This is a genomic window from Rhizobium jaguaris (genome assembly GCF_003627755.1).
Lineage (GTDB): Bacteria > Pseudomonadota > Alphaproteobacteria > Rhizobiales > Rhizobiaceae > Rhizobium > Rhizobium jaguaris.
Map to the genome: position 1 here is coordinate 1902422 of NZ_CP032694.1, position 22252 is coordinate 1924673.

At 59.6% G+C, this 22252-nt stretch carries 21 protein-coding genes and 1 pseudogene; 18 read left to right on the top strand and 4 right to left on the bottom strand.

Annotated features, from left to right (window positions below; translation table 11 throughout):
- Positions 1-32: 32 nt before the first annotated feature.
- The 13 genes from scpB to CCGE525_RS09395 all read left to right on the top strand — a co-directional run bounded on the left by scpB (position 33) and on the right by CCGE525_RS09395 (position 13268).
- Entirely contained in the window at positions 33-731 is a 699-nt protein-coding gene (gene scpB / locus CCGE525_RS09335) for an SMC-Scp complex subunit ScpB (protein ID WP_120706343.1), read from the top strand.
- 252 nt (positions 732-983) lie between these two features.
- Complete coding sequence (locus CCGE525_RS09340) at positions 984-1187, top strand: twin-arginine translocase TatA/TatE family subunit (RefSeq protein WP_120704016.1); 204 nt, start codon at positions 984-986, stop codon at positions 1185-1187.
- A 55-nt stretch (positions 1188-1242) separates the two neighbouring features.
- Positions 1243-1917 (top strand): Sec-independent protein translocase protein TatB, encoded by a 675-nt coding sequence (tatB, locus tag CCGE525_RS09345; RefSeq protein WP_120704017.1) that lies wholly within the window; start codon positions 1243-1245, stop codon positions 1915-1917.
- Positions 1914-2741 carry a twin-arginine translocase subunit TatC gene (gene tatC, locus CCGE525_RS09350; protein WP_120704018.1) on the top strand — a complete coding sequence of 276 codons (828 nt, stop codon included), beginning with the start codon at positions 1914-1916 and terminating at the stop codon, positions 2739-2741. Before tatB ends, tatC begins: the two co-directional genes overlap by 4 nt.
- A 100-nt stretch (positions 2742-2841) precedes the next feature.
- Entirely contained in the window at positions 2842-4125 is a 1284-nt protein-coding gene (gene serS / locus CCGE525_RS09355; protein WP_120704019.1) for a serine--tRNA ligase, read from the top strand.
- A gap of 70 nt (positions 4126-4195) precedes the next feature.
- Positions 4196-4969, top strand: a complete 774-nt coding sequence (gene surE / locus CCGE525_RS09360; RefSeq protein ID WP_120704020.1) for a 5'/3'-nucleotidase SurE — start codon at positions 4196-4198, stop codon at positions 4967-4969.
- The gene (locus CCGE525_RS09365; protein ID WP_120704021.1) at positions 4966-5619 is read left to right on the top strand and encodes a protein-L-isoaspartate(D-aspartate) O-methyltransferase; all 654 of its coding nucleotides are present in this window, start codon (positions 4966-4968) and stop codon (positions 5617-5619) included. The genes surE and CCGE525_RS09365 overlap by 4 nt, the downstream gene beginning before the upstream one ends.
- Before the next feature lie 170 nt (positions 5620-5789).
- Positions 5790-7574 (top strand): LysM peptidoglycan-binding domain-containing M23 family metallopeptidase, encoded by a 1785-nt coding sequence (locus CCGE525_RS09370; protein ID WP_120704022.1) that lies wholly within the window; start codon positions 5790-5792, stop codon positions 7572-7574.
- A gap of 195 nt (positions 7575-7769) precedes the next feature.
- On the top strand, positions 7770-8774 hold the full coding sequence (locus CCGE525_RS09375; RefSeq protein WP_120706344.1) for a LacI family DNA-binding transcriptional regulator: 1005 nt from the start codon (positions 7770-7772) through the stop codon (positions 8772-8774).
- 71 nt (positions 8775-8845) lie between these two features.
- Positions 8846-10207, top strand: coding sequence for an ABC transporter substrate-binding protein (locus CCGE525_RS09380; RefSeq protein ID WP_120704023.1), 1362 nt, complete (start codon positions 8846-8848; stop codon positions 10205-10207).
- A 68-nt stretch (positions 10208-10275) separates the two neighbouring features.
- Complete coding sequence (locus tag CCGE525_RS09385; RefSeq protein ID WP_120704024.1) at positions 10276-11196, top strand: carbohydrate ABC transporter permease; 921 nt, start codon at positions 10276-10278, stop codon at positions 11194-11196.
- Complete coding sequence (locus tag CCGE525_RS09390; protein WP_120704025.1) at positions 11189-12037, top strand: carbohydrate ABC transporter permease; 849 nt, start codon at positions 11189-11191, stop codon at positions 12035-12037. Before CCGE525_RS09385 ends, CCGE525_RS09390 begins: the two co-directional genes overlap by 8 nt.
- 31 nt (positions 12038-12068) lie before the next feature.
- Complete coding sequence (locus CCGE525_RS09395; protein WP_120704026.1) at positions 12069-13268, top strand: glycoside hydrolase family 172 protein; 1200 nt, start codon at positions 12069-12071, stop codon at positions 13266-13268.
- Between the two features lie 115 nt (positions 13269-13383).
- Here CCGE525_RS09395 and CCGE525_RS09400 read toward each other — a convergent pair whose 3' ends face one another.
- Entirely contained in the window at positions 13384-14256 is an 873-nt protein-coding gene (locus tag CCGE525_RS09400) for an ATP-binding protein (RefSeq protein WP_120704027.1), read from the bottom strand.
- Positions 14257-14461: 205 nt separating this feature from the next.
- Here CCGE525_RS09400 and yajC point away from each other — a divergent pair, with 205 nt between their 5' ends.
- From yajC to CCGE525_RS09425, 5 genes are all read left to right on the top strand, one after another.
- A complete protein-coding gene (gene yajC / locus CCGE525_RS09405; protein ID WP_120704028.1) occupies positions 14462-14812 on the top strand; it encodes a preprotein translocase subunit YajC in 351 nt (116 codons plus the stop codon).
- A 167-nt stretch (positions 14813-14979) separates the two neighbouring features.
- Positions 14980-17523, top strand: coding sequence for a protein translocase subunit SecDF (gene secDF, locus CCGE525_RS09410; RefSeq protein ID WP_120704029.1), 2544 nt, complete (start codon positions 14980-14982; stop codon positions 17521-17523).
- A 4-nt stretch (positions 17524-17527) separates the two neighbouring features.
- Positions 17528-17914, top strand: a complete 387-nt coding sequence (locus CCGE525_RS09415; RefSeq protein WP_120704030.1) for an Mth938-like domain-containing protein — start codon at positions 17528-17530, stop codon at positions 17912-17914.
- Positions 17915-17932: 18 nt separating this feature from the next.
- Positions 17933-18793, top strand: a complete 861-nt coding sequence (locus CCGE525_RS09420; RefSeq protein WP_120704031.1) for a phytoene/squalene synthase family protein — start codon at positions 17933-17935, stop codon at positions 18791-18793.
- A 177-nt stretch (positions 18794-18970) separates the two neighbouring features.
- On the top strand, positions 18971-19432 hold the full coding sequence (locus CCGE525_RS09425) for a hypothetical protein (RefSeq protein WP_120704032.1): 462 nt from the start codon (positions 18971-18973) through the stop codon (positions 19430-19432).
- A 7-nt stretch (positions 19433-19439) separates the two neighbouring features.
- Here the strand turns inward: CCGE525_RS09425 and trmFO are convergent.
- From trmFO to CCGE525_RS09440, 3 genes and pseudogenes are all read right to left on the bottom strand, one after another.
- Positions 19440-20875, bottom strand: a pseudogene (gene trmFO, locus CCGE525_RS09430) (methylenetetrahydrofolate--tRNA-(uracil(54)-C(5))-methyltransferase (FADH(2)-oxidizing) TrmFO).
- 216 nt (positions 20876-21091) lie between these two features.
- Positions 21092-21235, bottom strand: coding sequence for a DUF1127 domain-containing protein (locus CCGE525_RS09435; RefSeq protein WP_120706345.1), 144 nt, complete (start codon positions 21233-21235; stop codon positions 21092-21094).
- A 304-nt stretch (positions 21236-21539) separates the two neighbouring features.
- Positions 21540-21686, bottom strand: a complete 147-nt coding sequence (locus CCGE525_RS09440; RefSeq protein WP_007690983.1) for a DUF1127 domain-containing protein — start codon at positions 21684-21686, stop codon at positions 21540-21542.
- Between the last annotated feature and the right edge of the window lie 566 nt (positions 21687-22252).

The following is a 22252-nucleotide window of genomic DNA, read 5'->3' on the forward strand; positions in this document are numbered from 1 at the left end:
TGAGCGTGACCGGCCCGGACAACAATCAGCACATGGACGACGAAGCGGCTGCGCCGATAGCGCCGGGTGTCGATGCGCACCTCCTCCGCGAGGCCGAACGTATTGCCGAAGCCCTGGTCTTTGCCTCCGCCCAGCCGGTTTCAGAAGGCTTTATCGCCGATCGCGTTCCACGCGGCATCGATATCAGCTCTATCATGCAGCGTCTGAAGGCGGATTATGCGGCGCGCGGCGTCAATCTGATACAGGTCGACGGCGCCTGGGCCTTTCGCACCGCCGCCGATCTTTCCTTTGTGATCCGCCGCGACGATAACGAGGTCCGGAAACTGTCGCGCGCCGCCCTCGAAGTCCTGGCGATCATTGCCTATCACCAGCCGGTGACGCGCGCCGAGATCGAAGATATCAGAGGTGTGCAGACGTCAAAGGGCACACTCGACGTGCTGATGGAATCCGGTTGGGTTCGTTTTCGCGGACGCCGGCGCACCCCCGGCCGGCCGGTGACGTTGGGCACGACGCGGGATTTCCTGGATCATTTCGGCCTCGAAGAGCTGCGCGATCTGCCCGGTCTCGAGGAATTGAAGGGGGCGGGGCTGCTGTCGGGCCGAATTCCCTCCAATTTCAACATTCCGTCGCCATTGATGAGCGACGAGTTGACCGAGGACGAAGATCCGATCACGCAATTGGATCTGGAGGAACTCGGTCTTTTGGCGCCGGGTGGCGCTTCGGACGATTGAGCCAAAAACGGCGCCATCCGTACATCTCGGGCCGATCAGCTGCGATAAAGCTTTTTTTCAAGCATTGGCGCCAAGTCTCGGTTTTGCCATTAGCGGATGCGAATATGGAAATCATTCTCCCCAGTTGGGGGTGTTCGACTGCGGCTTTGGCGTTCGCTGTCCCCATCCGCGTCGCGGGAGTACATTTTGGTGTTTGAAAAACATCCGTAAACGTCTTACATCGGAAAGACGTTGAAATTGGGAGTTATCGCAATGGGTTCTCTAAGCATATGGCATTGGCTGATCGTTCTGGCCATCGCCCTGTTGTTGTTCGGTCGTGGAAAGATCCCGGAGCTGATGGGTGACGTTGCCAAGGGCATCAAGAGCTTCAAAAAAGGCATGAACGACGACGAAGACGCGCCGTCTCAGACGACAGCGTCGCGTACGGTTGAACACAAGGCCGACGAAACGAAATAATCATGTCGGGTGCGTCAGCAGCTGAGAGGCTCGCTGCCGGCCCAGGAGCCTTTTCATGTTCGACATAGGCTGGTCAGAGCTGCTGATTATTGCCGTCGTGGCGCTTGTGGTCATTGGCCCTAAGGAACTGCCGGCGACGTTGCGGACGATCGGCAAAATGACGGCGCGCGCCCGAAAAGTGGCGGGCGAGTTTCGCGCGCAATTTGACGAGGCCATGCGTGAGGCGGAGCTGGATGATGTGCGCCAGACGATCTCCGATGCGCAGAAGCTCAATCCGGTCAATTCATTGCGAGAGGCAATGAATCCGTTGCGGGAGATGGGCAACGAGATCAAAGCCGATCTGCAGCGTTCGACGACGGTGGATAAGCCTGCCACATCGACGCCCGCTGATCAGGTTTCCGAGCCGTCCATGGGGCTGCCGAAAACGGCTCCGATTGTTCCTGCGGCCGATGCGACGGCGCCGGTTGTTTCACCTCCGCCGCCGATGAAGCCGCAGCCGGCCGTCACTGCCGAAGAGACGCCAGCAAAGCCGAAAGCTGTGCGCAAGCCGCGGGCGAAAGCGCCGGCCAAGACGGATGAGGTTGTTGCTGCAGTGGTCGACACACCGGTTGTCGCGGAAAAGCCGAAGCGGGCGCCCCGTAAGGCTGCAACCACAGACGCTCCCGCCGCCGCGCCTAGAAAGCGCTCAACGGCCAGCAAAACCACGCCTAAGAAGAAGGACGAGGCATGACGGGTGACATCGACGATAAGCCGCAGCCGCTTATCGAACACCTCATGGAATTGCGGACGCGGCTGATCTGGTCGCTGGTGGCCTTTTTCGTTGCCTTCATCGCCTGCTTTGCCTTCGCAAAGCATCTCTTCAACTATCTGGTCTACCCATATAAATGGGCCGTCGAATGGGCTCATCTCGATCTCGCCAAAGCCGAGCTGATCTATACGGCGCCGCAGGAGTTCTTTTTCACCCAGGTGAAGGTCGCGATGTTCGGCGCCCTCGTGATCTCCTTTCCGATCATCGCCGCGCAGATCTATAAATTCGTGGCGCCGGGCCTCTACAAGAATGAGCGCTCCGCTTTCCTGCCGTTCCTGATCGCGTCGCCGATCCTCTTTCTAATGGGCGCGGCGCTGGTCTACTTCTTCTTCACGCCCATGGTGATGTGGTTCTTCCTGAAGATGCAGCAGACGCCGGCCGAAGGACAGGTGGGCATCGCGCTGCTGCCGAAGGTCTCGGAATATCTGAGCCTCATTATGACGCTGGTGTTTTCCTTCGGCCTCGTCTTCCAGCTTCCGGTCATCACCACGCTGCTGGCGCGTGTCGGCTTGTTGACATCAGCCTGGCTTGCGGAGAAGCGCAAGTACGCAATCGTTTTTGCCTTCATCGTCGCCGCCGTGCTCACGCCGCCGGATCCGATGTCCCAGATCGGCCTTGCACTGCCGACGATCCTTCTCTACGAGGTTTCCATCTACGCGGCGCGACTCGTGGAACGCCAGCGTGCCCGGCAAGCGCTCGAGGAGAGTGACGAGACTTCGGATGTCGCCAAGACGGATAGCGTCTAGGCCCCAAATCCGGATCGTCTTTTCATAGGGTTTTGCCGGTTCGATCTCCGGCCGATATCTCGGCCGGAGTGGTGCTCATGTGCAACAACCTGGAACGACGATGCTTGATATCAGATGGATTCGTGAGAATGCCGAGGCTTTGGATGCAGCGCTTGCCAAGCGCGGTGCCGAGCCTTTGTCGCAAAGCCTCATTGCGCTCGACGAGAAGCGCCGCTCCGTCATCCAGTCCGTCCAGGACATGCAGTCTCGCCGCAATGCCGCCTCGAAGGAAATTGGTGCGGCCATGGCGCAGAAGAACACCGAGCTTGCCGAGAAGCTGAAGGCCGAAGTCGCCGAATTCAAAACCTCGCTGCCGGCAGCGGAAGAAGAAGAGCGCGTGCTGACGGCCGAGCTCAACGACGCCCTCTCGCGCATTCCGAACATTCCGTTTGACGACGTGCCGGTCGGTAGGGATGAGCACGACAATATCGTCAAGCATGCCTGGGGCGCCAAGCCGACCTGGAACCATAAGCCGAAGGAGCACTTCGAGATTGGCGAAGCGCTCGGCTACATGGATTTCGAGCGCGCCGCGAAGCTCTCAGGCTCCCGCTTTACCGTGCTGACCTCGCAACTTGCGCGCCTGGAACGGGCGCTTGGCCAGTTCATGCTGGACCTGCATACGGGTGAGCACGGCTATACCGAAGTCAGCTCTCCGCTGATGGTGCGTGACGAGGCCATGTTCGGCACCGGCCAATTGCCGAAATTCGCCGAGGACCTTTTCAAGACCACGGACGGCCGTTGGCTGATCCCGACCGCCGAAGTGACGCTGACCAATCTCGTCTCCGGCGAAATTCTCGATCAGGAAAAGCTGCCGCTGCGCTTCACGGCGCTGACGCCGTCGTTCCGATCGGAAGCGGGTTCGGCCGGTCGCGATACGCGCGGCATGCTGCGCCAGCACCAGTTCTGGAAATGCGAGCTTGTGTCCATCACCGACGCCGAAAGCTCGATTGCCGAACACGAGCGCATGACCGCCTGCGCCGAGGAAGTGCTGAAGCGACTTGGTTTGCATTACCGCGTCATGACGCTGTCCACCGGCGATATGGGCTTCACTGCCCGCAAGACATATGATCTCGAAGTCTGGCTGCCGGGGCAGGATACCTACCGTGAAATCTCTTCCTGCTCGGTCTGCGGCGATTTCCAGGCGCGACGGATGAATGCGCGCTACCGCGGCAAGGACGACAAGGCGACGAAATTCGTCCACACGCTGAACGGCTCTGGTACGGCGGTCGGCCGCTGCCTGATCGCCGTCGTCGAGAATTATCTCAACGAGGATGGCTCGGTTACTGTTCCGGACGTACTGCTGCCATATATGGGTGGTCTGAAAAGGATCGAGCGGGCAGCGTGAATTGACGTGACATGATCTTGTCCGAAAACCGCTTCGCACTTTTCGGGATCATGTTTTAAGCGGTGGGGCAATGCGGATACTTCTGACCAATGACGACGGCATTCATGCCGAAGGACTGGCTGTATTGGAGCGCATCGCCCGCACTATGTCTGATGATGTCTGGATCGTCGCTCCGGAGACGGACCAAAGCGGCCTTGCCCATTCGCTGAGCCTTTCCGAACCTTTGCGTCTGCGCAAGGTCGCGGAAAAACATTATGCCTTGCGCGGCACGCCGACGGATTGTGTCATCATGGGCATTCGCCAGGTCATGGATATTAAGCCAGACCTCGTGCTTTCGGGTGTCAATTCCGGCTCCAACGTTGCCGATGATGTGACGTATTCGGGCACGATTGCCGGCGCGATCGAGGGTACGCTGCAGGGCGTGCGCTCCTTTGCGCTGAGCCAAGCCTATCTGCATGAGAATGGGACGCGCGTCGTACCCTGGGAGGTGGTCGAGGCGCATGCACCCGCACTCCTTGGCAAGCTCATCGATATCGATCTGCCCGACGGCACCTTCCTCAACCTGAACTTTCCGAACTGCCGGCCGGCCGACGTTTCTGGGATCGAAGTCACGGCGCAGGGCAATCTGGCTTTCAATCTGCAGGTCGAGGAACGGGCCGACGGACGTGGTTTTCCCTATTATTGGCTGCGCTTCGGCGAACGCACCGGCATTTTTCGCCCGGGCACCGATATCCACGCCTTGAAACAAAATCGTATTTCGGTAACTCCTTTGAAACTCGATTTGACGGATTATTCAGTGCAAGACCGTGTGGCGCGGGCGCTCGGGTATGGAGTAGCGGATTGACACCTCGTTTGGTCGAGAAGGAAGGCTTTGCAGCCGTCGTGCTGCGGCTGCGGGCCGAAGGCATATTGGACATCGATCTGATGACGGCCGTCGAACAGACGCCGCGCCTTCCCTTTGTGCCGCTGCAATTTGCCGATGACGCTTATTCAAGCCGAACAATCCCGATCGAATGCGGTGCCTTTATGGAAGGCATCGACCTCGTTGTCCGCGTTCTTCACAGCCTGAAGATCAAGCCGGGTCACCGCGTTCTGGAAGTCGGAACCGGCAGCGGGTTCACCGCCGCCGTCATGGGCCGCATTGTCGAGCGGGTATTGACGGTCGATCGCTACAAGACCCTGACGACGGCAGCGCAGCAGCGCATGGACGCCTTGGGCCTGCGCAGTGTCATCATTCGCCAGGCTGATGGCAGCGTCGGTTTGCCGGGCGAGGGCACTTTCGATCGTATCCTGGTGACTTCGGCTTTCACGGCCATGCCGCGCTTCTATGCCGAGCAACTGGTTTCCGGCGGATCGATGATCGCGCCTCTGATACTTTCGGACACGACTTGCCGCATGGTGCGTCTCACCAAGACCGGCAGCCGCTTCGAGCGCGAGGAACTGTTCGACGTTCCCTATCAGCCGATCGTGCCGATGCTCGCCTCTTATCTTTGAGGCCTAATTTAGATTGAAATCCCTGGAATATCCCCGCAAGCGCCGGGATTCATCTTCTATGGTTAGCAATTCCTCAAAAAAACACATGCGACACCAGTGCTTTAACCGCATGGTAAGATTAACGCGCTTTAATCGACCCATAAACGGTTGCGTCTCAAGTGGGTCGAGTCATGGGTTTCAGTCTTTCGTCAAACTTCGGTAAATCGGCAGGGAAAGTCCTGGTGGCCATTCTCCTGGCGAGCACCGCGACAGCTTGTAGTTCGGACACGACGCGCTTCGGCGGGCTCTTCGCAGGCTCTCCGGATCAGACGACGACGGGCTCGATCAATCGCCGCGGCCTGACCGGCCCCGACGGCGATCCAGTGCCGCGTGCCGATGTTGCTCAGGGCGGCGGCTATCAGCAGCAGGATTATTCGCAGCAGAACGCACCGGTTACGCGGCCATATCCGAATTCCCCGGCCCGCTACAATCCATCCTATTCGAGCGCCCGCGTATCGACCGCGCCCATTGCGATCCAGCGTTCCGATCTCGCGGCCCCGACGGCGTCCGCCGCACCGGTTCGTTCGCCTGTCGCGTCAAGGGCAGAAAAAGAAGCGCTCGCCCAGCCGTTCCCGGCATCGCGTGGCAAGGCTGGCGCCTCCCGAACGGAGCCGGCTCTGGCTCCGGATGCAATGCCGACCGGCACGATCAAGGCGCCGCCGACTGTAGCGACCTCTTCCGAGTGGACGGCGGTCAATGCGCCGAGCGTCACGTTGCGTCCCGGCGAAAGCATCAACCTGCTGTCGCGCCGCTACGGCGTTCCGGAAAAGGAAATTCTGCGTGTTAACGGCTTGAAGAACAGCGCCAGCGCTCAGCCCGGTCAGCAGATCATCATCCCGACCATGAACGGCGTTGGTGCCCCCAGCCCGGCTAAAATGGCCTCGGAAGCGACGGATCTGTCCAAGGGCGGCAAGATGCCGGGCCCGGCCAAAGCCCCGGAGCAGGATGCCGTTGTGCTGCCGTCTAACGGCCAGATGCGCGGCAAGTCGCAGGCCGGCCTCGCCGATCCCGGCAAGCTCGCTGCCGGCAACGGCAAAGGTCCGCATCCGAAAGGTGATGGTACCTATGTCGTCAAGCCTGGTGACTCGCTCGCAAGAATCGCGAAGAACACCGGCGTCAGCGTCGATGCGCTCAAACAAGCAAACCACATCCAATCGGGCGGTGGCGTCCGTATCGGTCAGACGCTGAAGCTGCCGCATGGTGCTGTCGCCGAGGCAGAGTCGGTCAGACCGGATCCGGTGAAGACCGCCTCGATCGAGCCGCAGAAGTCTGCCGTGAAGTCGGTCGCCGTGCCGGCTATGGAGCCGAAGCAGGCCGCCGCTGAGCCGACCGCAAAGCCTGCTGCAAAAACAGCCGCTGCTGCCGCAAAGGTTGCGCCGACGAAGACTGCCGCTGCCGAACAGGCAACGAAGGCAACGTCCAAGGCAACGGCACCCGACGCTGCCAAGCCGCAGGCGGTTGCCGCGGCAGCGCCGACCCAATCCGTCAGCGACGCAGCCGCCAAGGCCGACGTGCAGGCTGATGCACCAGAAGAGACCGGCATCGGCAAATATCGCTGGCCGGTTCGCGGCGCCGTCATTGCCGGCTATGGCTCCAACGTCAACGGCAGTCGCAACGACGGTATCGACATCTCGGTTCCGGAAGGCACGCCGATCAAGGCTGCCGAAAACGGTGTGGTCATCTATGCCGGCAACGGCCTGAAGGAACTCGGCAACACCGTCCTTGTCCGTCACGACGACGGCACCGTCACGGTCTACGGTCATGCGGACGCGCTCAGCGTCGCCCGCGGCCAGAAGGTCCAGCGTGGCCAGACGCTTGCCACCTCCGGCATGAGCGGTGACGTCAAGCAGCCGCAGCTTCACTTCGAAGTCCGCAAGAATTCGGCCCCGGTCAACCCAATGACGTTCCTTGAATAGGTAGTGCGTCTCAAGGAGTCTGCAAAAAGCCCGGTCACCACCGGGCTTTTTGTCGTTTTGGGGCAATCGGACCTTCTTTCCGGCCCTGGCAATTTCGGCGCAGGCGGCCACCATTCTTGAGTCTTCTCCACATTCTGCTAAAAATCGATTTGCAAATGCATTTGCAAATCGATTTTTATGCCGTATAAGGCCGATATGAGCACGATTGCAAAAGTTGCGAAGAGAGCAGGGGTGTCACCGACGACCGTGTCGCATGTCATCAATCATGCGGACCGCGTTTCGGCGTCTCTGCGCGCCAAGGTTCAGGCGGCGATCGAGGAACTGGGCTATGTTCCCAATCCGCAGGCGCAGAGCCTGAGGACCGGACGCACCAATATCGTGGCGATGCTGATCCCCGATATCAGCAACCCCTTCTATCCGGAGCTCGTCAAAACGGCCCAATCGGAGCTGGAACGTGTCGGTCTCGACATGCTGATTTTCAATACGGACGTGCCGGGAGGCCATTCGCAGGATCACGGGCGACTCTATCTTCGCCAGATCAGCAATCGACGCATCGACGGACTAATCGTCGGCGACTTTGCCTTGCATGGCAAGCACGATGCCCTGATCGGCCTCGATATCCCGACAGTCTTTATTGGTGATTTGCCTAACCGGGCCGTCGACAGCGTCAGGATCGACGATTTCGGCGGCGGCTATCAGATGGGTGCCTATCTCGCCTCCAAGGGCCATCGCCGCGTGGCGCATGTCACTGGTCCCTCCTTTTTTGCCGAGGCGATGGCGCGCGCGGCGGGCTTCGAAAAGGGCCTTGCGGATCATGGCGCTCCGCCGATTGCCGAGTTGCGTTATGAGGGCACCTATCTTCCGCCCGCCGGAAACGAGGCGGTCGACTGGCTGTTGTCGAAATATGGGAACGATCTGCCGTCTGCGGTCTTCTTCGGCAACTACCTGATGGCCGCAGCGGCACTGGCGGAGTTTTACGACCGCGGTATCCGCATTCCTGAGGACATCGCACTGGCGGTTTTCGGAGATCAGCCGCAGCTGGAATATGTGCGGCCGCGGGTAACGCGCGTCGGCAATACGCCTTCGGAACTTGCGCGTCGCGCGACGGAAATGCTGCTGGAAAGGTTAAGCGGCAGATATGCGGGTGAACCGCGGGCGGACGTCGTCCCCTGCATCCTGCATCCATTCGATACAGCATGAAGCAATACGCCACGCCATCGAAAGAGGAGCCGATGGTGCGGAAGAGATCGAACAAACCAAGGGAGGAAATAATGACTGATAAGAGCAAGAAGCCTGGCGGACTTTCCCGCCGCATCCTTTTGCAGCGAGGCGCGACCTTTGCCGCTGCAGGCGTAGCCGGTGGGCTGACCGGCTTTCCTTTCATCAATAAGATGGCGGTGCGGGCTCAGAGCGCGCCTTTGAAATTTTGGCAGTTCTACGCGCCGGGCGGCCCGGTGAAGACCCAGATCGACTGGTTCGACAAGACGGTGTCAAACTGGAACGACAGCCACGAGCAGAAGATCGAGCTCGAATATATCCCGACCTCCGAATACGTGAACGGCCCGAAGCTTGCGACCGCCTTTGCCTCAGGGGAGGGGCCGGATGTCTTCCTGATCTCGCCCGGCGATTTCCTGCGCTACTACAACGGCGGAGTGCTTCAGGATCTGACGCCGCATATCGATGATGCCGCCAAGGCAGATTTCCCTGAAAACGTCATTGCCAATCGCATGGTCGACGGCAAGATCTACGGCCTCCCGATGGAGGTCGAGCCGATGGCCATGTACTATTCGGTCAAAGCCTTCGAGGAGGCTGGCCTCAACGAGAACGATATTCCGGCGACATGGGAGCAACTGCTGCAGCTGGCGAAAAAGCTGACGACCGCCAACCGTTATGGCGTTCTTTTCGAGACTCAGCCTGGCTACTACCAGAATTTCACCTGGTACCCTTTCCTGTGGCAGGGCGGCGGCGAATTCCAAACCGAGGACGGCAAGAGCGCCTTCGATTCGCCGGCGACCGTCCAAGCATTGAAATTCTGGCAGGATGCCGTCAACTCCGGCGTAGCGCCGCGGCAGGTTATGGGCACGGGTGCCAATGACACCGTCGCCAATCTCGCCGCCGGTTATGTCGCCATGCAGAATGTTGGCATCTGGGGCATTTCGCAGCTCGCCAACAATGCCAAGGATTTCAAATATGGGGTCTTCAAGCTGCCGACGCCGCCCAATGGCAAATATGTGACGGTCGGCGGCGGCTGGGCTTTCGTCGCCAATGCAAAGGGTAAGAATCCCGATGCCGCCGCCGCCTTCTGCGCCTGGGCCCTGGCCTCAGCGGACAAGGGCTCGGTCGGTCGTGTCGTCGACTGGTGCACCAAGGGCAAATCCGACATGCCGCCGCGCAAGAGCGCGCTCGAGGCCGGCAAGGCCGACTTCGACCAAGGCATGATCGGCACCTTCGCCAAGAACATCTATCCGGGCATCCGCGCCGAGCCGCGTCTGCCGCCGGAGGTCTACAAGATCATCTCGGACGCAATCCAGCAGACGCAGCTCGGCGGTGCAGACCCGCAGGCGACCGCTACGGCTGCATCCCAGCAGTTGGATGCATTTCTGGGGTCTTACAGCGGCGCCCCCATCCTGTGACGGCGCCCGCCATCCGGCCGCGCAGGACGCGCGACCTTCCTTGCTTTTAAATGCCCGTGAGAGCCGGTATGGCCGATATGATTGTACATTCGAAGCCCGTTGCACGACGAGGCCTTTCCGCAAAGCATCAGGAGTGGCTGGCAGGTTATATCTTCATCCTGCCGGACGCCCTCGGGCTTCTCGTCTTCCTCGGTATGCCGATGGTCCTGTCCCTGGTTCTCGGCTTCTTCGAGGTCAACGGCTTCGGCGCCTATCGCTTCGTGGGCTTCGGAAACTATGTGCGGATGTATCGTGATCCGCTGTTCTGGACGGCACTGCGTGCGACCCTGCTCTATGCGGTCGTGCTGGTGCCGTCACTCTACGTCTGCGGACTGGGGCTGGCTCTCCTGGTGCAGACGACCAACCGCTTCAACAGCGTCATGCGCGCCATGTTTTTCGCGCCGCAGATGGTGAGTCTCGTCGTCGTCGCGGTCGTCTGGCAGTTCATGGTGATCGACAAGATCGGCCTCATCAGCCGTCTGATGTCGATGCTGGGGGCTGGTGCTGTCTCTTTTCTCGGCGATCCCCATTTTGCGTTGCTGACCATCGCCTTCGTCAGCCTGTGGTTCCTTATGGGCTTCTATATGCTGATCTTCCTCGGCGGCTTGCAGGATATCCCGGCCGAATATTACGAAGCGGCGAAAATTGATGGGGCAGGGCCGGTCGCACGCTTCTGGTTCATCACCATGCCCCTGCTCAAGCCCACCAGTTTCTTTGTGATCATGGTCTCCATGGTCGCTGCAGTCGCCGGCGCCCAGGCCTTCGACATCATCTACATCATGACCAAGGGCGGCCCTGCCAATTCGACTGCCGTGCTCATCGTCTACATCTATCAGCAAGCCTTTGCTTTCGGTGCCTTCGGCTATGCCGCCGCCATGGCCTCCGTGCTGATGCTGGTCACCGGGCTTCTCTTCCTGTTCACGCGAGGGGGGCGCTTCAACTATGACTGAGCATCGGCAGAGCGCCTATTTCTCCCGTTCACAGGTGACCGTCGTGCGTGTCGTCTGGATGGTAGTGACGACCATATTGGCATTGATGACGCTGTTTCCGCTGTTCTGGATGGTGTCGATGGCCTTCAAGCCCGCCCCCGAAGCCTTCTCATCGAACCTGATCCCGCAAGCGCCTACGTTCGACAACTTCATCTACGTGCTGACCGGTGTTCCCTTCATCCGCTATATGCTAAACAGCTTCTTCGTGTCGGCAACCGTGACCGTCGTGGCGCTGTTCTTTCACACGATGGCAGGTTATGCGCTCGCCCGGCTGCGCTTTCCGGGCCGAGAGCTCATCTTCCTCGCGATATTCTCCACTTTTCTGATATCGCTTCCCGTCATCATCGTGCCGCTGTTCATCATCGTCAGGGCGATGGGCATGCTCAACAGCTATGCGGGGCTGATCGTCCCCGCGATTTTCAATGCCTTCGGTATCTTCCTGCTGCGGCAATATTACCTGTCGCTGCCGCGGGAGATCGAAGAGGCAGCCCGCATCGATGGCGCCGGATATTGGCGCATCTACTGGAGCATCATTCTGCCGCTCAGCAGGCCGATCATGTCGGCCTTGGCGATCCTCTTCTTCCTTGCCAATTGGAACGCCTTCCTCTGGCCGCTGACCATCGCGTCTGATCAGAAGCTGTGGGTCGTGCAGGTCGGTATCGCCAATTTCAAGAGCCAATATTCCGCATCCTGGAACTACATGATGGCGGCCTCGACCATCATTGCCATTCCAACCCTCGTTCTTTTCGTGATTTTCCAGCGGCAAATCATGGATTCCCTCAAGACCAGCGGCCTCAAATAGCCGCTGGCGCTGCAAGACATAGGAGACAAGGATGACCGATGCCGGCCTTTCGCCACTCAGGGGGCTTGCCAAATTGCGCAAGGCCAAGAGCCGCCGTTTTTCCAGCTATGACCGGACTGGCGGCAATGACGACCGACTGCATATCGAGCCTGGCAAGACGGTTGTGATCGCCGAACATGCAGGTGCCGGCATCGTCACCCATATCTGGGCGACGCTTGCCTGCGAAAGCGAGAGTTTCCTGCGCAAGATCGTCATCCGCGCCTATTGGGATGGTGAAAGCGAGCCCAGCATCGAAGCGCCGATCGGCGATTTCTTCTGCATGGGCCACGCGCGGACAAAGACCTATGTCAGCCTGCCGATGCAGGCGAGCCCCGAGGACGGCAAGGCCTTCAACTGCTATCTGCCGATGCCCTTCGGTTCACACATGAAGTTCACCATCACCAACGAGGCCGAAGACGATCTTTTGTTCTACTACTACATCGACCTCGAACTGCATGACGCCCTCGAGGAAGGCCTCGGGCGCCTGCATGCGCAATACCGGCAGGACCGGCCGAAGGGCGCGGACGAGCACGGCCTCACCAACGAACAGTTTCTGTTCGGCGGCGAAACGGTTGACGGCAAGGACAATTATACGATCCTCGATGCGGTCGGGCATGGCCACTATATCGGCGTGCTCTTCAGCGTCTATTCCCGTCGACGCTCCGAAATCTGGGATTGGTATGGCGAGGGCGACGACATGATTTTCGTTGACGGCGAGCCGGGAATCTCGGTTCCCGACACGGTTCGCAAGCCGGATCCACGCATCGGTCCGAAGGCGGCTTTGATCGACGCGCGCCCAGAATCGGTAGAAGGCGCCAACGATGCCTGGCCGCCGACCCTGCACGGCACCGGCACGGAAGATTATTTCAACACCGCCTGGTGCCCGACCCAGGATTACAGCGCCCCCTATCACGGCATCATTTCAGCCGGCGGGCCGAACTGGACCGAGCCGGTGACGCTCTACCGCTGGCATATCGAGGATCCGATTATCTTTCACAAGCGCATTCGCGTGACGATCGAACATGGCCATGCCAACCGCCGCTCCGACGATCTTTCCTCTGTGGCCTTCTGGTACCAGGCTGAGCCGCACAAGTCTTTCGGCAAATTTCCCGATGTCGCGGATAGGGTTCCCACCTTCCGGCGCCCCTACGAGAACTGGGTGGCAGCCGCGGAAAAGGCTAGGGTCGGATGACGAAAAGTAGGAAGCGGCGGAAAGCCGCTTCCTACCTCAGTACCTTGATTTAGAGGCGTATTCAGACTTGGGGTTGAACAGACCTAAGGCCGGCGGCCGTTGAGTCGCCGGCGCCTCAATCCCGCTCCAGCACCATTCGCTGCCGCCCGGCCAGATCCTGGATATATTGCCACGCCACGCGTCCGGACCGGGCGCCGCGTGTCGTCGCCCATTCCAGCGCCTCGCGGTGCATCTGGGCGCGATCGAGGGGGAGCTTGAAGTGATCGGCATAGCCGTCGATCATCAGCAGATAGTCTTCCTGGCTGCACTTGTGGAAGCCGAGCCATAGGCCGAAGCGGTCGGAGAGCGACACCTTTTCCTCGACGGCTTCCGACGGGTTGATCGCCGTCGATTGCTCGTTTTCCATCATATTCCGAGGCAGCAAGTGGCGGCGGTTCGATGTGGCGTAGAACAGCACGTTGTCTGGCCGTCCCTCGACACCACCGTCCAGTGCCGCCTTCAGCGACTTGTATGCGGTGTCGTCGTGATCGAAGGAAAGGTCGTCGCAGAAGACGATGATGCGATGCGGCGTATCTTTCAGGATATCGAGCAGCACAGGCAAGGAGGAGATGTCCTCACGATGCACTTCGACCAGCTTCAGCGAGACGCCGGTGGCGCGGCGCACATCCTCATGCACGGCCTTGACGAGCGACGACTTGCCCATGCCGCGCGCACCCCAGAGCAACACGTTATTGGCGGCGAAACCTTCCGCGAAGCGCAACGTGTTCTCGTGGAGAATGTCGCGCACATGGTCGACGCCGCGGATCAGGGCCAGTTCCACGCGGTTCGGCCTTGCGACAGGCTGCAGATAGAGCCGAGCCGGCGCCCAGACGAAGCAATCGGCCGCGTTCCAATCGTTGACGGCCGGCGCCGGGCCGGCGAGGCGTTCGAGTGCGTCGGCGAGGCGGCGAACTTCCGCAAGGATCAGCTTGTTTTGATCTTCGGTCACCGTTTTTCCTCCAGAACGTTAGTCGGGAAAGGAGTAAAATGCTCCCTGTGCTGCCGGTACCATGCTCCTTCCGGGGCCGAAAGGCTAAGAGGCCGGGAAAACAGTACGGTTCGCGGCTGTTTTTGTTGCATTCGCTATGATCGCAACTATATTCCGGCCACCTGACGCGGGGCCCGTTCCCGCTAGGAGTTCAAGGGAGTTCTCGATGTTTATCACCAACGCATATGCGCAGAGCGCGACAGATTCAGCCGCAGGCGTCTTCGGCGGTTCCGGCTTTGAAATGATCATCCTGTTTGTGCCGCTGATGGTGGTTTGGTATTTCCTTCTTATTCGCCCGCAGCGTACGCAGGCTAAGAAGCGTGAGGAAGTCCTGAAGAACATCCGTCGCGGCGACCAGATCGTCACCGGCGGCGGTATCGTCGGCAAGGTTACCAAGGTCGTCGACGACAAGGAACTGGAAGTCGAAATCGCCGAAGGCGTCCGCATCCGCGTCGTTCGCAGCGCTATCTCGGAAGTGCGCGTTAAGGGCGAGCCGGTCAAGGCTGACGCAGCGTAAGGCTTGACAGAGAGGCGGTTCGAAGCGGCTTACCAAGCTAAAGCCCGGTTTCGAAAATCGGATTCGACTTTCGAAGAGAACTGTGCGCAAATTCAAAGTGTTACTGCGCCTTTACGTGTCTCGGCGAATGTTGGGGGCGCAGTAAGAAGCCAAAACTCGAGAGAGCGATGCTGCACGTCTCCTGGTGGAAGACCGTCCTAATCTGGTTCGCCGTTCTCTTGAGCGTACTCCTTGCCGTGCCCAATCTGCTCAGCGATCAGCAGCTTTCCGCCTTTCCAGCCTGGTTTACGCAACGGAAAATCGAGCTTGGGCTCGATCTTCAGGGCGGCTCGCATATCATGCTCAAGATCGAGCGTGGCGATGTGATCAGAGACCGGCTGGAGACGGTAGTCGGTGACATCAGCGCCAGGTTGCGCACGGTCAATATCGGCTATTCAGGTCTGACAGGCACCGGCCAGAAGATCCAGCTCCGCATCAACGATCCGGCGCAGGTGCAGGCCGCGATGAATGCCCTGAAACCGATCACCAGTGCCAACGGCAGGCCCGGAGCGGTCCTGTCGCAGGGTGATAATGGCGCTATTGCGATCGATATCAGCGACGCCGGCATAAATGAGCGCGTTTCCGCAGCCATGACACGGTCGCTCAAAGTCATCCGCAACCGCATCGCTCAGTTGGGCGTCGGCGAACCGCTCATTCGCCGGCAGGGGGCGGACCGTGTCGTCATCCAGGTGCCGGGCCTTCCCGATCCACAGCGCCTTAAGAACCTTCTGAACCAGCCTGCGCAGCTCAGCTTCCGCCTCGTGGATCAATCTATGCAGGTGCAGGACGCCATGAACGGCCGTCCACCCGCCGGTTCGGAGGTCCTGTTCTCGGAAGATGACCCGCCTGCCGGTTACCTCGTTCAGAAGCAACCTCTCCTCTCGAATATCGACTTTGCCGACGCCGTAGCGGTATCCAATACTCAAAACAATGATGGCAATATCTCCGTCAAACTGACGCCGGAGGCGGCCAGCCGTTTCGCACAGGCGACCGCGGCCAATCTCGGCAAGAACGTCGTGGTGGTGCTTGACGATCAGGTTCTTTCGGCCGCTGCATTGAAGACAGCAATTACCACTGGCGATATCGATATCCCAGGTGATTTCACCGCGCAGGGCGCACAGGATTTGGCCGTCATGCTGAAGTCCGGCCCGCTGCCGGCGACACTGACGACGGTCGAAGAACGGACCATCAAGCCCGGGCTCGGTAATGAAACGATGCGCTCCGGCATCACTGCCTGCATTGTCGCCTCCATCTTTGTCGCCGCGCTGATGATCGGCTTCTACGGGCTGCTCGGTGTCGCCGCGACGATCGCGCTTGTCATCAATATCATAATGGTTCTGGCAATCATGGGGCTGTTCGGCATTACCCTGACCCTGCCGGGGATTGCCGCCATCGTCCTCATCATCGGCATCGCGCTCGACGCCAATGTTTTGATCTACGAGCGCGTCCGGGAAGAGGAAAAGAAGACGCATCTCCTCGTCGATGCGCTGCGCCACGGCTTCAACAGGGCGGTCGCAACCGTTGCCGACGCCAATCTGACGGTGCTCATCGTTGCCGCCATCCTTTTCTATGTCAGCAGCGGCGCGGTTCGTGGCTTTGCCGCAACGTTGATAACCGGCGTTTTCACCACCTTCTTTACGGCTTGCTTCGTCACGCGTTCACTCGTCGACGCCTGGATTTCGCATCGCAAACCGCGCGTGCTGCTGGCGGGTGTGCGAAGCGGCATCTTCGACGGCGCAAATATCCGTTTCATGGGCATCCGCCGCTATACGTTTACGGTGTCGGCGGCGTTGTCGATAGCAACTCTGCTTGCCTTCGCGACGATCGGCATGCATCTCGGTATCGATTTCACCGGCGGCTCGATCATCGAGGTTCGCGCCAAGCAGGGCGTTGCCGATCCGGCCAATATTCAATCACGCCTGCAGAACGTCGTTCCGGGCGATGTGCAGGTCGATCGGTTGGACGATCGACTAAGCGCCGTGATCCGGGTGCATGCACAGCAGGGCGGCGAGAATGCCGAACAATCCGCCGTGACCCTCGTGCGCGACGAGCTAGGCAAGGAGTACGATTTCTCCCGTGTCGAGGTCGTCGGCCCGGCAGTCTCCGGCGAGATCAGCACGACGGCCTCGTTCGCCGTTCTGGCGGCGCTGGCAGCGATCCTCATCTATATCTGGCTGCGTTTCGAATGGCAGTTTGCAGTCGGCGCGATCGTCGCGACGCTGCATGACGTCATCCTGACGCTTGGCCTTTTCGTGCTGACCGGCATGGAATTCAACATGACGGGCATTGCCGCCCTTTTGACCATCGTCGGCTATTCGCTGAACGACACGGTCGTCGTCTATGACCGGATGCGCGAAAATCTGCGGCGCTATTCGAAGATGCCGTTGCCGATCCTGATCGATGCTTCGATCAATCAGACGCTGTCGCGCACGGTCCTAACCTCCGCGACGACTTTGCTGGCGCTCCTCGCGCTGTATATATTCGGCGGCGAGGTGATTCGCTCCTTCACCTTCGTCCTGCTCTTTGGCGTCGCGGTCGGCACTTTCTCGTCGATCTATATCGCGGCACCGGTCCTGATCGTCTTCAAGCTGCGCCCGGACAAATTCCAGGCTGGTGGCGAAAATAAGGGACAGGCAGGGGGCGACGTACAATCAGGCAAACCAGCGGTGTGACAGAGTGGCAAAAGGCATAGAAATACGGAACGCGCATTTTCCCGGCCGCGCACCGATCGACGCATATGGCAATGGCGGCTTTCGATTTGCCGACATGTCGCATCGCGGCTCGCTGCTATGCCTGCCCTCTGGCATTTATGGCTGGGACATGACGCTGGAGGACGCGCTGACGCCGGCGCATTTTCAGAAAGTGCTCGAAGAGGCGGCCGAGATCGAAGTATTGCTGGTCGGCACCGGCATGGACCTCCGGCCATTACCCTCGGAGCTCAAAGCGGCGCTGCGCGCCAAGCAGATTTCTTCCGATGCGATGAGCACGGGTGCGGCGGTGCGCACATTCAACATCATGCTGTCCGAGTCGCGCGCCGTGGCCGCGGCGCTGATCGCCGTTTGACGAGGATCGCGCAAGGACATGACGACAGGAGCTGCGCCCCGTAGCAACCAGGATCTTTGCCTGGCGACGCTTCGCGACACCGATCGCGACCGTTATCTCGCCTGCTTGCTGGCGCCGGAGGATAGGCGCGGCGCCCTAGCGGCACTTTATGCCTTCAATGCCGAGCTGGCGCGCATTCGCGATCTCGTCCATGAGCCCTTGCCGGGCGAAGTGCGCATGCAATATTGGCGTGATCTGCTTGAAGGGCAGGCGCATGGATCGAGTGCTGCCAATCCCATCGCCGCCGAACTGCTTGCCGCGATTGAGTTGCATCGGCTGCCACGTCAAACACTGATCGATATGATCGATGCACGTATCTTAGATCTCTACGACGATCCGATGGAAACACGCGGTACGCTGGAAGGCTATGCCGGCGAGACCGCGTCGGCGCTGATCCAGCTTGCAAGCCTTGTGCTGTCGCCGGAGGATGCCCCTCGCTCAGCCGACGCCGCCGGCCATGCCGGCGTGGCGCAGGCGATTGCCGGGCTCTTGTTACTCATGCCGTTACATCGCCGCCGCGGTCAGCTTTATCTGCCGCTGGAGATTCTGACGGCGACGGGCCTTGACCGCGATAGCTTCCTAGAGGGCAAGGATACGGCACGGATTTCCGCCGCCATCGAGGCTTTCGCTGGCCTCGGTCGCGAACACCTGGCGAAGGCTAGGTCTGCCGGCAATATCTCGCCAAGGGTATTTCCGGCTTTCGTGCCGGTCGTTCTGGCAGAGCCTGTGCTGAAACGCGCACAGACCCTGGGTGCCAAGGTGTTCGAGCGGTCTGTCCTCCAGCCGCAGTGGCGCCGGCAGATGCGCATGGCGCGAGCCTCGATGTCCAAGAAAATCTGAAACCGACCACGTTCGCGCAAGTCTCGGGGTCTATGAGGATGGCCGAACCATTTGCCTGCATCCCAGAGCGGTTCAGCGTTTCACGGAATCGCTTTCCCGCTCTGTCCCTTTGTTTTTACGCAATTCCGGACGGAAAACCGCTTCGCACTTTTCCTGGAATTGCTCTAGGAGAGCCGCATGGGCATCATTGTCTGGTGCATACTCTTTGCGATCGTCGTTTTCTTTGCCTTCTTTGCAACGCGCATGGCGTCGCAGAACAAGGAAGATGGTTTGCACGATACTGGCCTTGCCATTCTTGAATTCGGCCGCGCTTTTCCGACGGAGGCGATCCGGCAATTGCAGACCACGGCCAATGGCCAGGCCGTTTTCGTACGCCTTCATGACGACAAGGCCGGCTTCATGCGTAGCCTGCGCAATCACTTCGCCGTTCATCTGATCGAGTCGGGCAGGGCGCGCGCCAAGGATTCAGGAACCGGTCGTGGTCTAACCGTCGAGTTCCTTGACGCTCCGCATCACAACGGCACGTTCGAATTCGCCACGCCGGCCGAAGCCGCCGAGGTTTCACTCTGGCTGCTTGGCAATTATGTTGCGAGCGATGATCCAAAGCCATCGGCAACCAAGCCGGCGGCAAAGGCTTGAGAAGGGCTCAGGCGCTTTCGGCCATCGTGGGCGCCTGAACGCCGAGCCATTCAGCGCAATCTGCAAGCGCCCGCTTGGCGATGAGTTGCCGTTTCATGATCGTCTTGTCCTTGCCGCGGAAGCGCTTGATGCCCTCTGGTTTGACGATCGAGCCCGGCTGCAGTTCCGGAAACAGCCCGAAATTGATGTTCATTGGCTGGAAGGAGCGTTTGCCCGGCTCTTCATCGGAAACGATGTGGCCGCCGGTAATGTGGTTGAGCAGCGAACCCAGCGCCGTCGTGTCCGGTGGCAAGGACGGCGAGTGGCCCTTGCGCTCGGCAGCCGCGAAGCGACCGGCGAGCAGGCCGATGCTGGCGCTTTCGACATAGCCTTCGCAGCCGGTGATCTGGCCGGCAAAACGCAGGCCCGGCCGTGATATCAACATCAGCGAGCGGTCGAGCAGGGTCGGGGAATTGATGTAGGTGTTGCGGTGCAGGCCACCGAGCCGCGCGAATTCGGCGTTCTCAAGGCCCGGTATCAGCCGGAAAATCTCGGCTTGTGCGCCATATTTCAGCTTCGTCTGAAAGCCGACCATGTTGTAGAGCGTGCCGAGCGCATTGTCCTGGCGTAGCTGCACGACTGCATAGGCCTTGACGCCTGGGTTATGGGCGTTGGTCAAGCCCATCGGCTTCATCGGCCCGTGGCGCAGCGTCTCGCGCCCGCGCTCGGCCATAACCTCGATTGGCAGGCAGCCGTCGAAATAGGGCGTGCCTTCCCATTCCTTGAAACCAACGGCATCGCCGGCAACCAGCGCATCGACGAAGGCATTGTATTGGGCTTCGTCCATCGGGCAGTTGATGTAGTCCTTACCCGTGCCGCCGGGACCGACCTTGTCGTAACGGGATTGGTACCAGCAAATGTCCATGTTGATGCTGTCGCGATAGACAATCGGCGCGATGGCGTCGAAAAAGGCAAGTGCATCCGCGCCGGTCTCGTCCTGGATCGCACTGGCGAGCCCTGGTGCGGTCAAGGGACCGGTGGCGATGATCGCCTGGTCCCATTCCTTCGGCGGCAAACCCGGATCTCCTCGCGCACGACCGTGATCAGCGGGTGGTTTTCGATGGCCTGTGTTACGGCTGCCGAAAATCCATCGCGATCCACGGCCAGTGCGCCGCCGGCGGGAACTTGATGCTTGTCCGCCGCAGCCATGATCAGCGAGCCGGCCAGGCGCATTTCCGCGTGGATAACGCCGACCGCGTTGCTCGTCGCATCGTCGGAGCGGAAGGAATTTGAGCAAACGAGTTCTGCCAGACCGTCGGTCTTGTGCGCCTCGGTACCGCGCACGCCGCGCATTTCATGCAGGATGACGGGTACGCCGGCGCTGGCGATCTGCCAAGCGGCTTCGGAGCCGGCAAGACCGCCGCCGATGACGTGGATAGGAGAAAAGGAGCTGGTATTTGTCATGCGCGCGTCATTACCACGGGCGGGCCGGCGATCCAATTGCTTTGCTAAAGCATGTCGCGCAAAACTGTGCGGCGGTTTTGCGATAACGATATGCGCAAGATCAAAAACTTGAAACGCAAAGAGCGAATCTCAGAGATCGCAACGCGCTTTAGTCGCCGGAATCAAAAACGGCGCCGAAGAGCGCCGTCTTGAGGCAGTCTGCTCAGTCCGTTGCGATTAACGGAAAGAGCGGGAAGCGATATTGCGGATTTCGTAGCGGCTAACGCCGATATCCGACAGGGTCTGGGCGGAAAGGTTGCCGAGCTCGTTCAGGGTGCGGCGATAGCTAATCCAGTTCTTGGCGATGCGAATCGGGTTCATTGTCTTGTCCTCGGTCATTCTGGTTGCGAGCGGCACGATTGCCGCCTCAGCGCTTGACACTCATATAGGCGTGAGGACGAATATTTTGCAGTGCAAATAAAAGGCGTCTGCCATGCAATTGTGCAATATGACGCCTAAAAAGCCATCAGTGCTCAAATTTTATGTGCCATGTGCGGGGCGAATGGCTTTAGACAGCACGGTCGTTGTTGCAGGCGCGAACGACGCGCAAAAAAGAACGCCCGCCGCGGTTGTCCGCAACGGGCGTTGTGAAGGCTGTCGCTGTTTAGCGAAGCCAATCCGGTAATTAGCGGCCGGTGGCTTCGCGAGCTACGCGATGGATGTCCGAGCGATCGATACCGAGGTCGTGCAGTTCGCGGGTGCTCATACGGCCAAGTTCGGTAACGGTCTGACGATACTTGCGCCAGTTGTTGAAAGAGCGGGTCAGGTTCATTTTAGATCCCTTTCGAGGGTTTGGAGATCTTGTCGGTTCCGCGATTGGTTCCGTCCGCGATCTGATGAGTGCGAATATATGCTGCGCTGCAAGAACTAAAAGAGCGAATGCTTCATGCCACCTATGCATATGATGCATTTCTCACGGGCGATTTGCCTCAAAGAGTGACTGCTTTATGTGCATGTCACGGCAGCGTGAAGGCGGCTTGTCAGCCGAAAAACGGACGAATGTGCGCATTTCAGCTCAAATGCCGAGCAATTGCTCAGTTGTTGCTCTTATTCGAACGTGATTCACACGATGTTATGGACCCTGCCGGAGTTTGGGGCGTCGATCGCTTGTAAGGAGAGAATCCTGCTACACTGCTTTTTTCGCGCTGTTTGCACGCGCAGGCCTGCTTAAAAGCGCCCTGCAGATCGTATCTGTCGATTCACGAGATATTAACCGATTTAATCAGCAGATAAAAATAACGCCCACCGCGGGAGGAGGATGCGGTGGGCGTCATTTGTGGTGATTGACGACTGGGAGGAGGAGTGTCGTCAATCCATCGGAGCGCACTGGGAGGAGGA

What these genes read in the sequence shown, in the direction of transcription:
- CCGE525_RS09420 (WP_120704031.1), top strand. Translation starts at nt 17,933, where the DNA reads ATGACGACAGGAGCTGCGCCCCGTAGCAACCAGGATCTTTGCCTGGCG.
- CCGE525_RS09440 (WP_007690983.1), bottom strand. Translation starts at nt 21,686, where the DNA reads ATGAACCTGACCCGCTCTTTCAACAACTGGCGCAAGTATCGTCAGACC.
- CCGE525_RS09385 (WP_120704024.1), top strand. Translation starts at nt 10,276, where the DNA reads ATGGCCGATATGATTGTACATTCGAAGCCCGTTGCACGACGAGGCCTT.
- CCGE525_RS09370 (WP_120704022.1), top strand. Translation starts at nt 5,790, where the DNA reads ATGGGTTTCAGTCTTTCGTCAAACTTCGGTAAATCGGCAGGGAAAGTC.
- CCGE525_RS09375 (WP_120706344.1), top strand. Translation starts at nt 7,770, where the DNA reads ATGAGCACGATTGCAAAAGTTGCGAAGAGAGCAGGGGTGTCACCGACG.
- CCGE525_RS09390 (WP_120704025.1), top strand. Translation starts at nt 11,189, where the DNA reads ATGACTGAGCATCGGCAGAGCGCCTATTTCTCCCGTTCACAGGTGACC.
- CCGE525_RS09435 (WP_120706345.1), bottom strand. Translation starts at nt 21,235, where the DNA reads ATGAACCCGATTCGCATCGCCAAGAACTGGATTAGCTATCGCCGCACC.
- CCGE525_RS09340 (WP_120704016.1), top strand. Translation starts at nt 984, where the DNA reads ATGGGTTCTCTAAGCATATGGCATTGGCTGATCGTTCTGGCCATCGCC.
- secDF (WP_120704029.1), top strand. Translation starts at nt 14,980, where the DNA reads ATGCTGCACGTCTCCTGGTGGAAGACCGTCCTAATCTGGTTCGCCGTT.
- tatB (WP_120704017.1), top strand. Translation starts at nt 1,243, where the DNA reads ATGTTCGACATAGGCTGGTCAGAGCTGCTGATTATTGCCGTCGTGGCG.
- tatC (WP_120704018.1), top strand. Translation starts at nt 1,914, where the DNA reads ATGACGGGTGACATCGACGATAAGCCGCAGCCGCTTATCGAACACCTC.
- CCGE525_RS09380 (WP_120704023.1), top strand. Translation starts at nt 8,846, where the DNA reads ATGACTGATAAGAGCAAGAAGCCTGGCGGACTTTCCCGCCGCATCCTT.
- scpB (WP_120706343.1), top strand. Translation starts at nt 33, where the DNA reads ATGGACGACGAAGCGGCTGCGCCGATAGCGCCGGGTGTCGATGCGCAC.
- yajC (WP_120704028.1), top strand. Translation starts at nt 14,462, where the DNA reads ATGTTTATCACCAACGCATATGCGCAGAGCGCGACAGATTCAGCCGCA.
- serS (WP_120704019.1), top strand. Translation starts at nt 2,842, where the DNA reads ATGCTTGATATCAGATGGATTCGTGAGAATGCCGAGGCTTTGGATGCA.
- CCGE525_RS09395 (WP_120704026.1), top strand. Translation starts at nt 12,069, where the DNA reads ATGACCGATGCCGGCCTTTCGCCACTCAGGGGGCTTGCCAAATTGCGC.
- CCGE525_RS09425 (WP_120704032.1), top strand. Translation starts at nt 18,971, where the DNA reads ATGGGCATCATTGTCTGGTGCATACTCTTTGCGATCGTCGTTTTCTTT.
- surE (WP_120704020.1), top strand. Translation starts at nt 4,196, where the DNA reads ATGCGGATACTTCTGACCAATGACGACGGCATTCATGCCGAAGGACTG.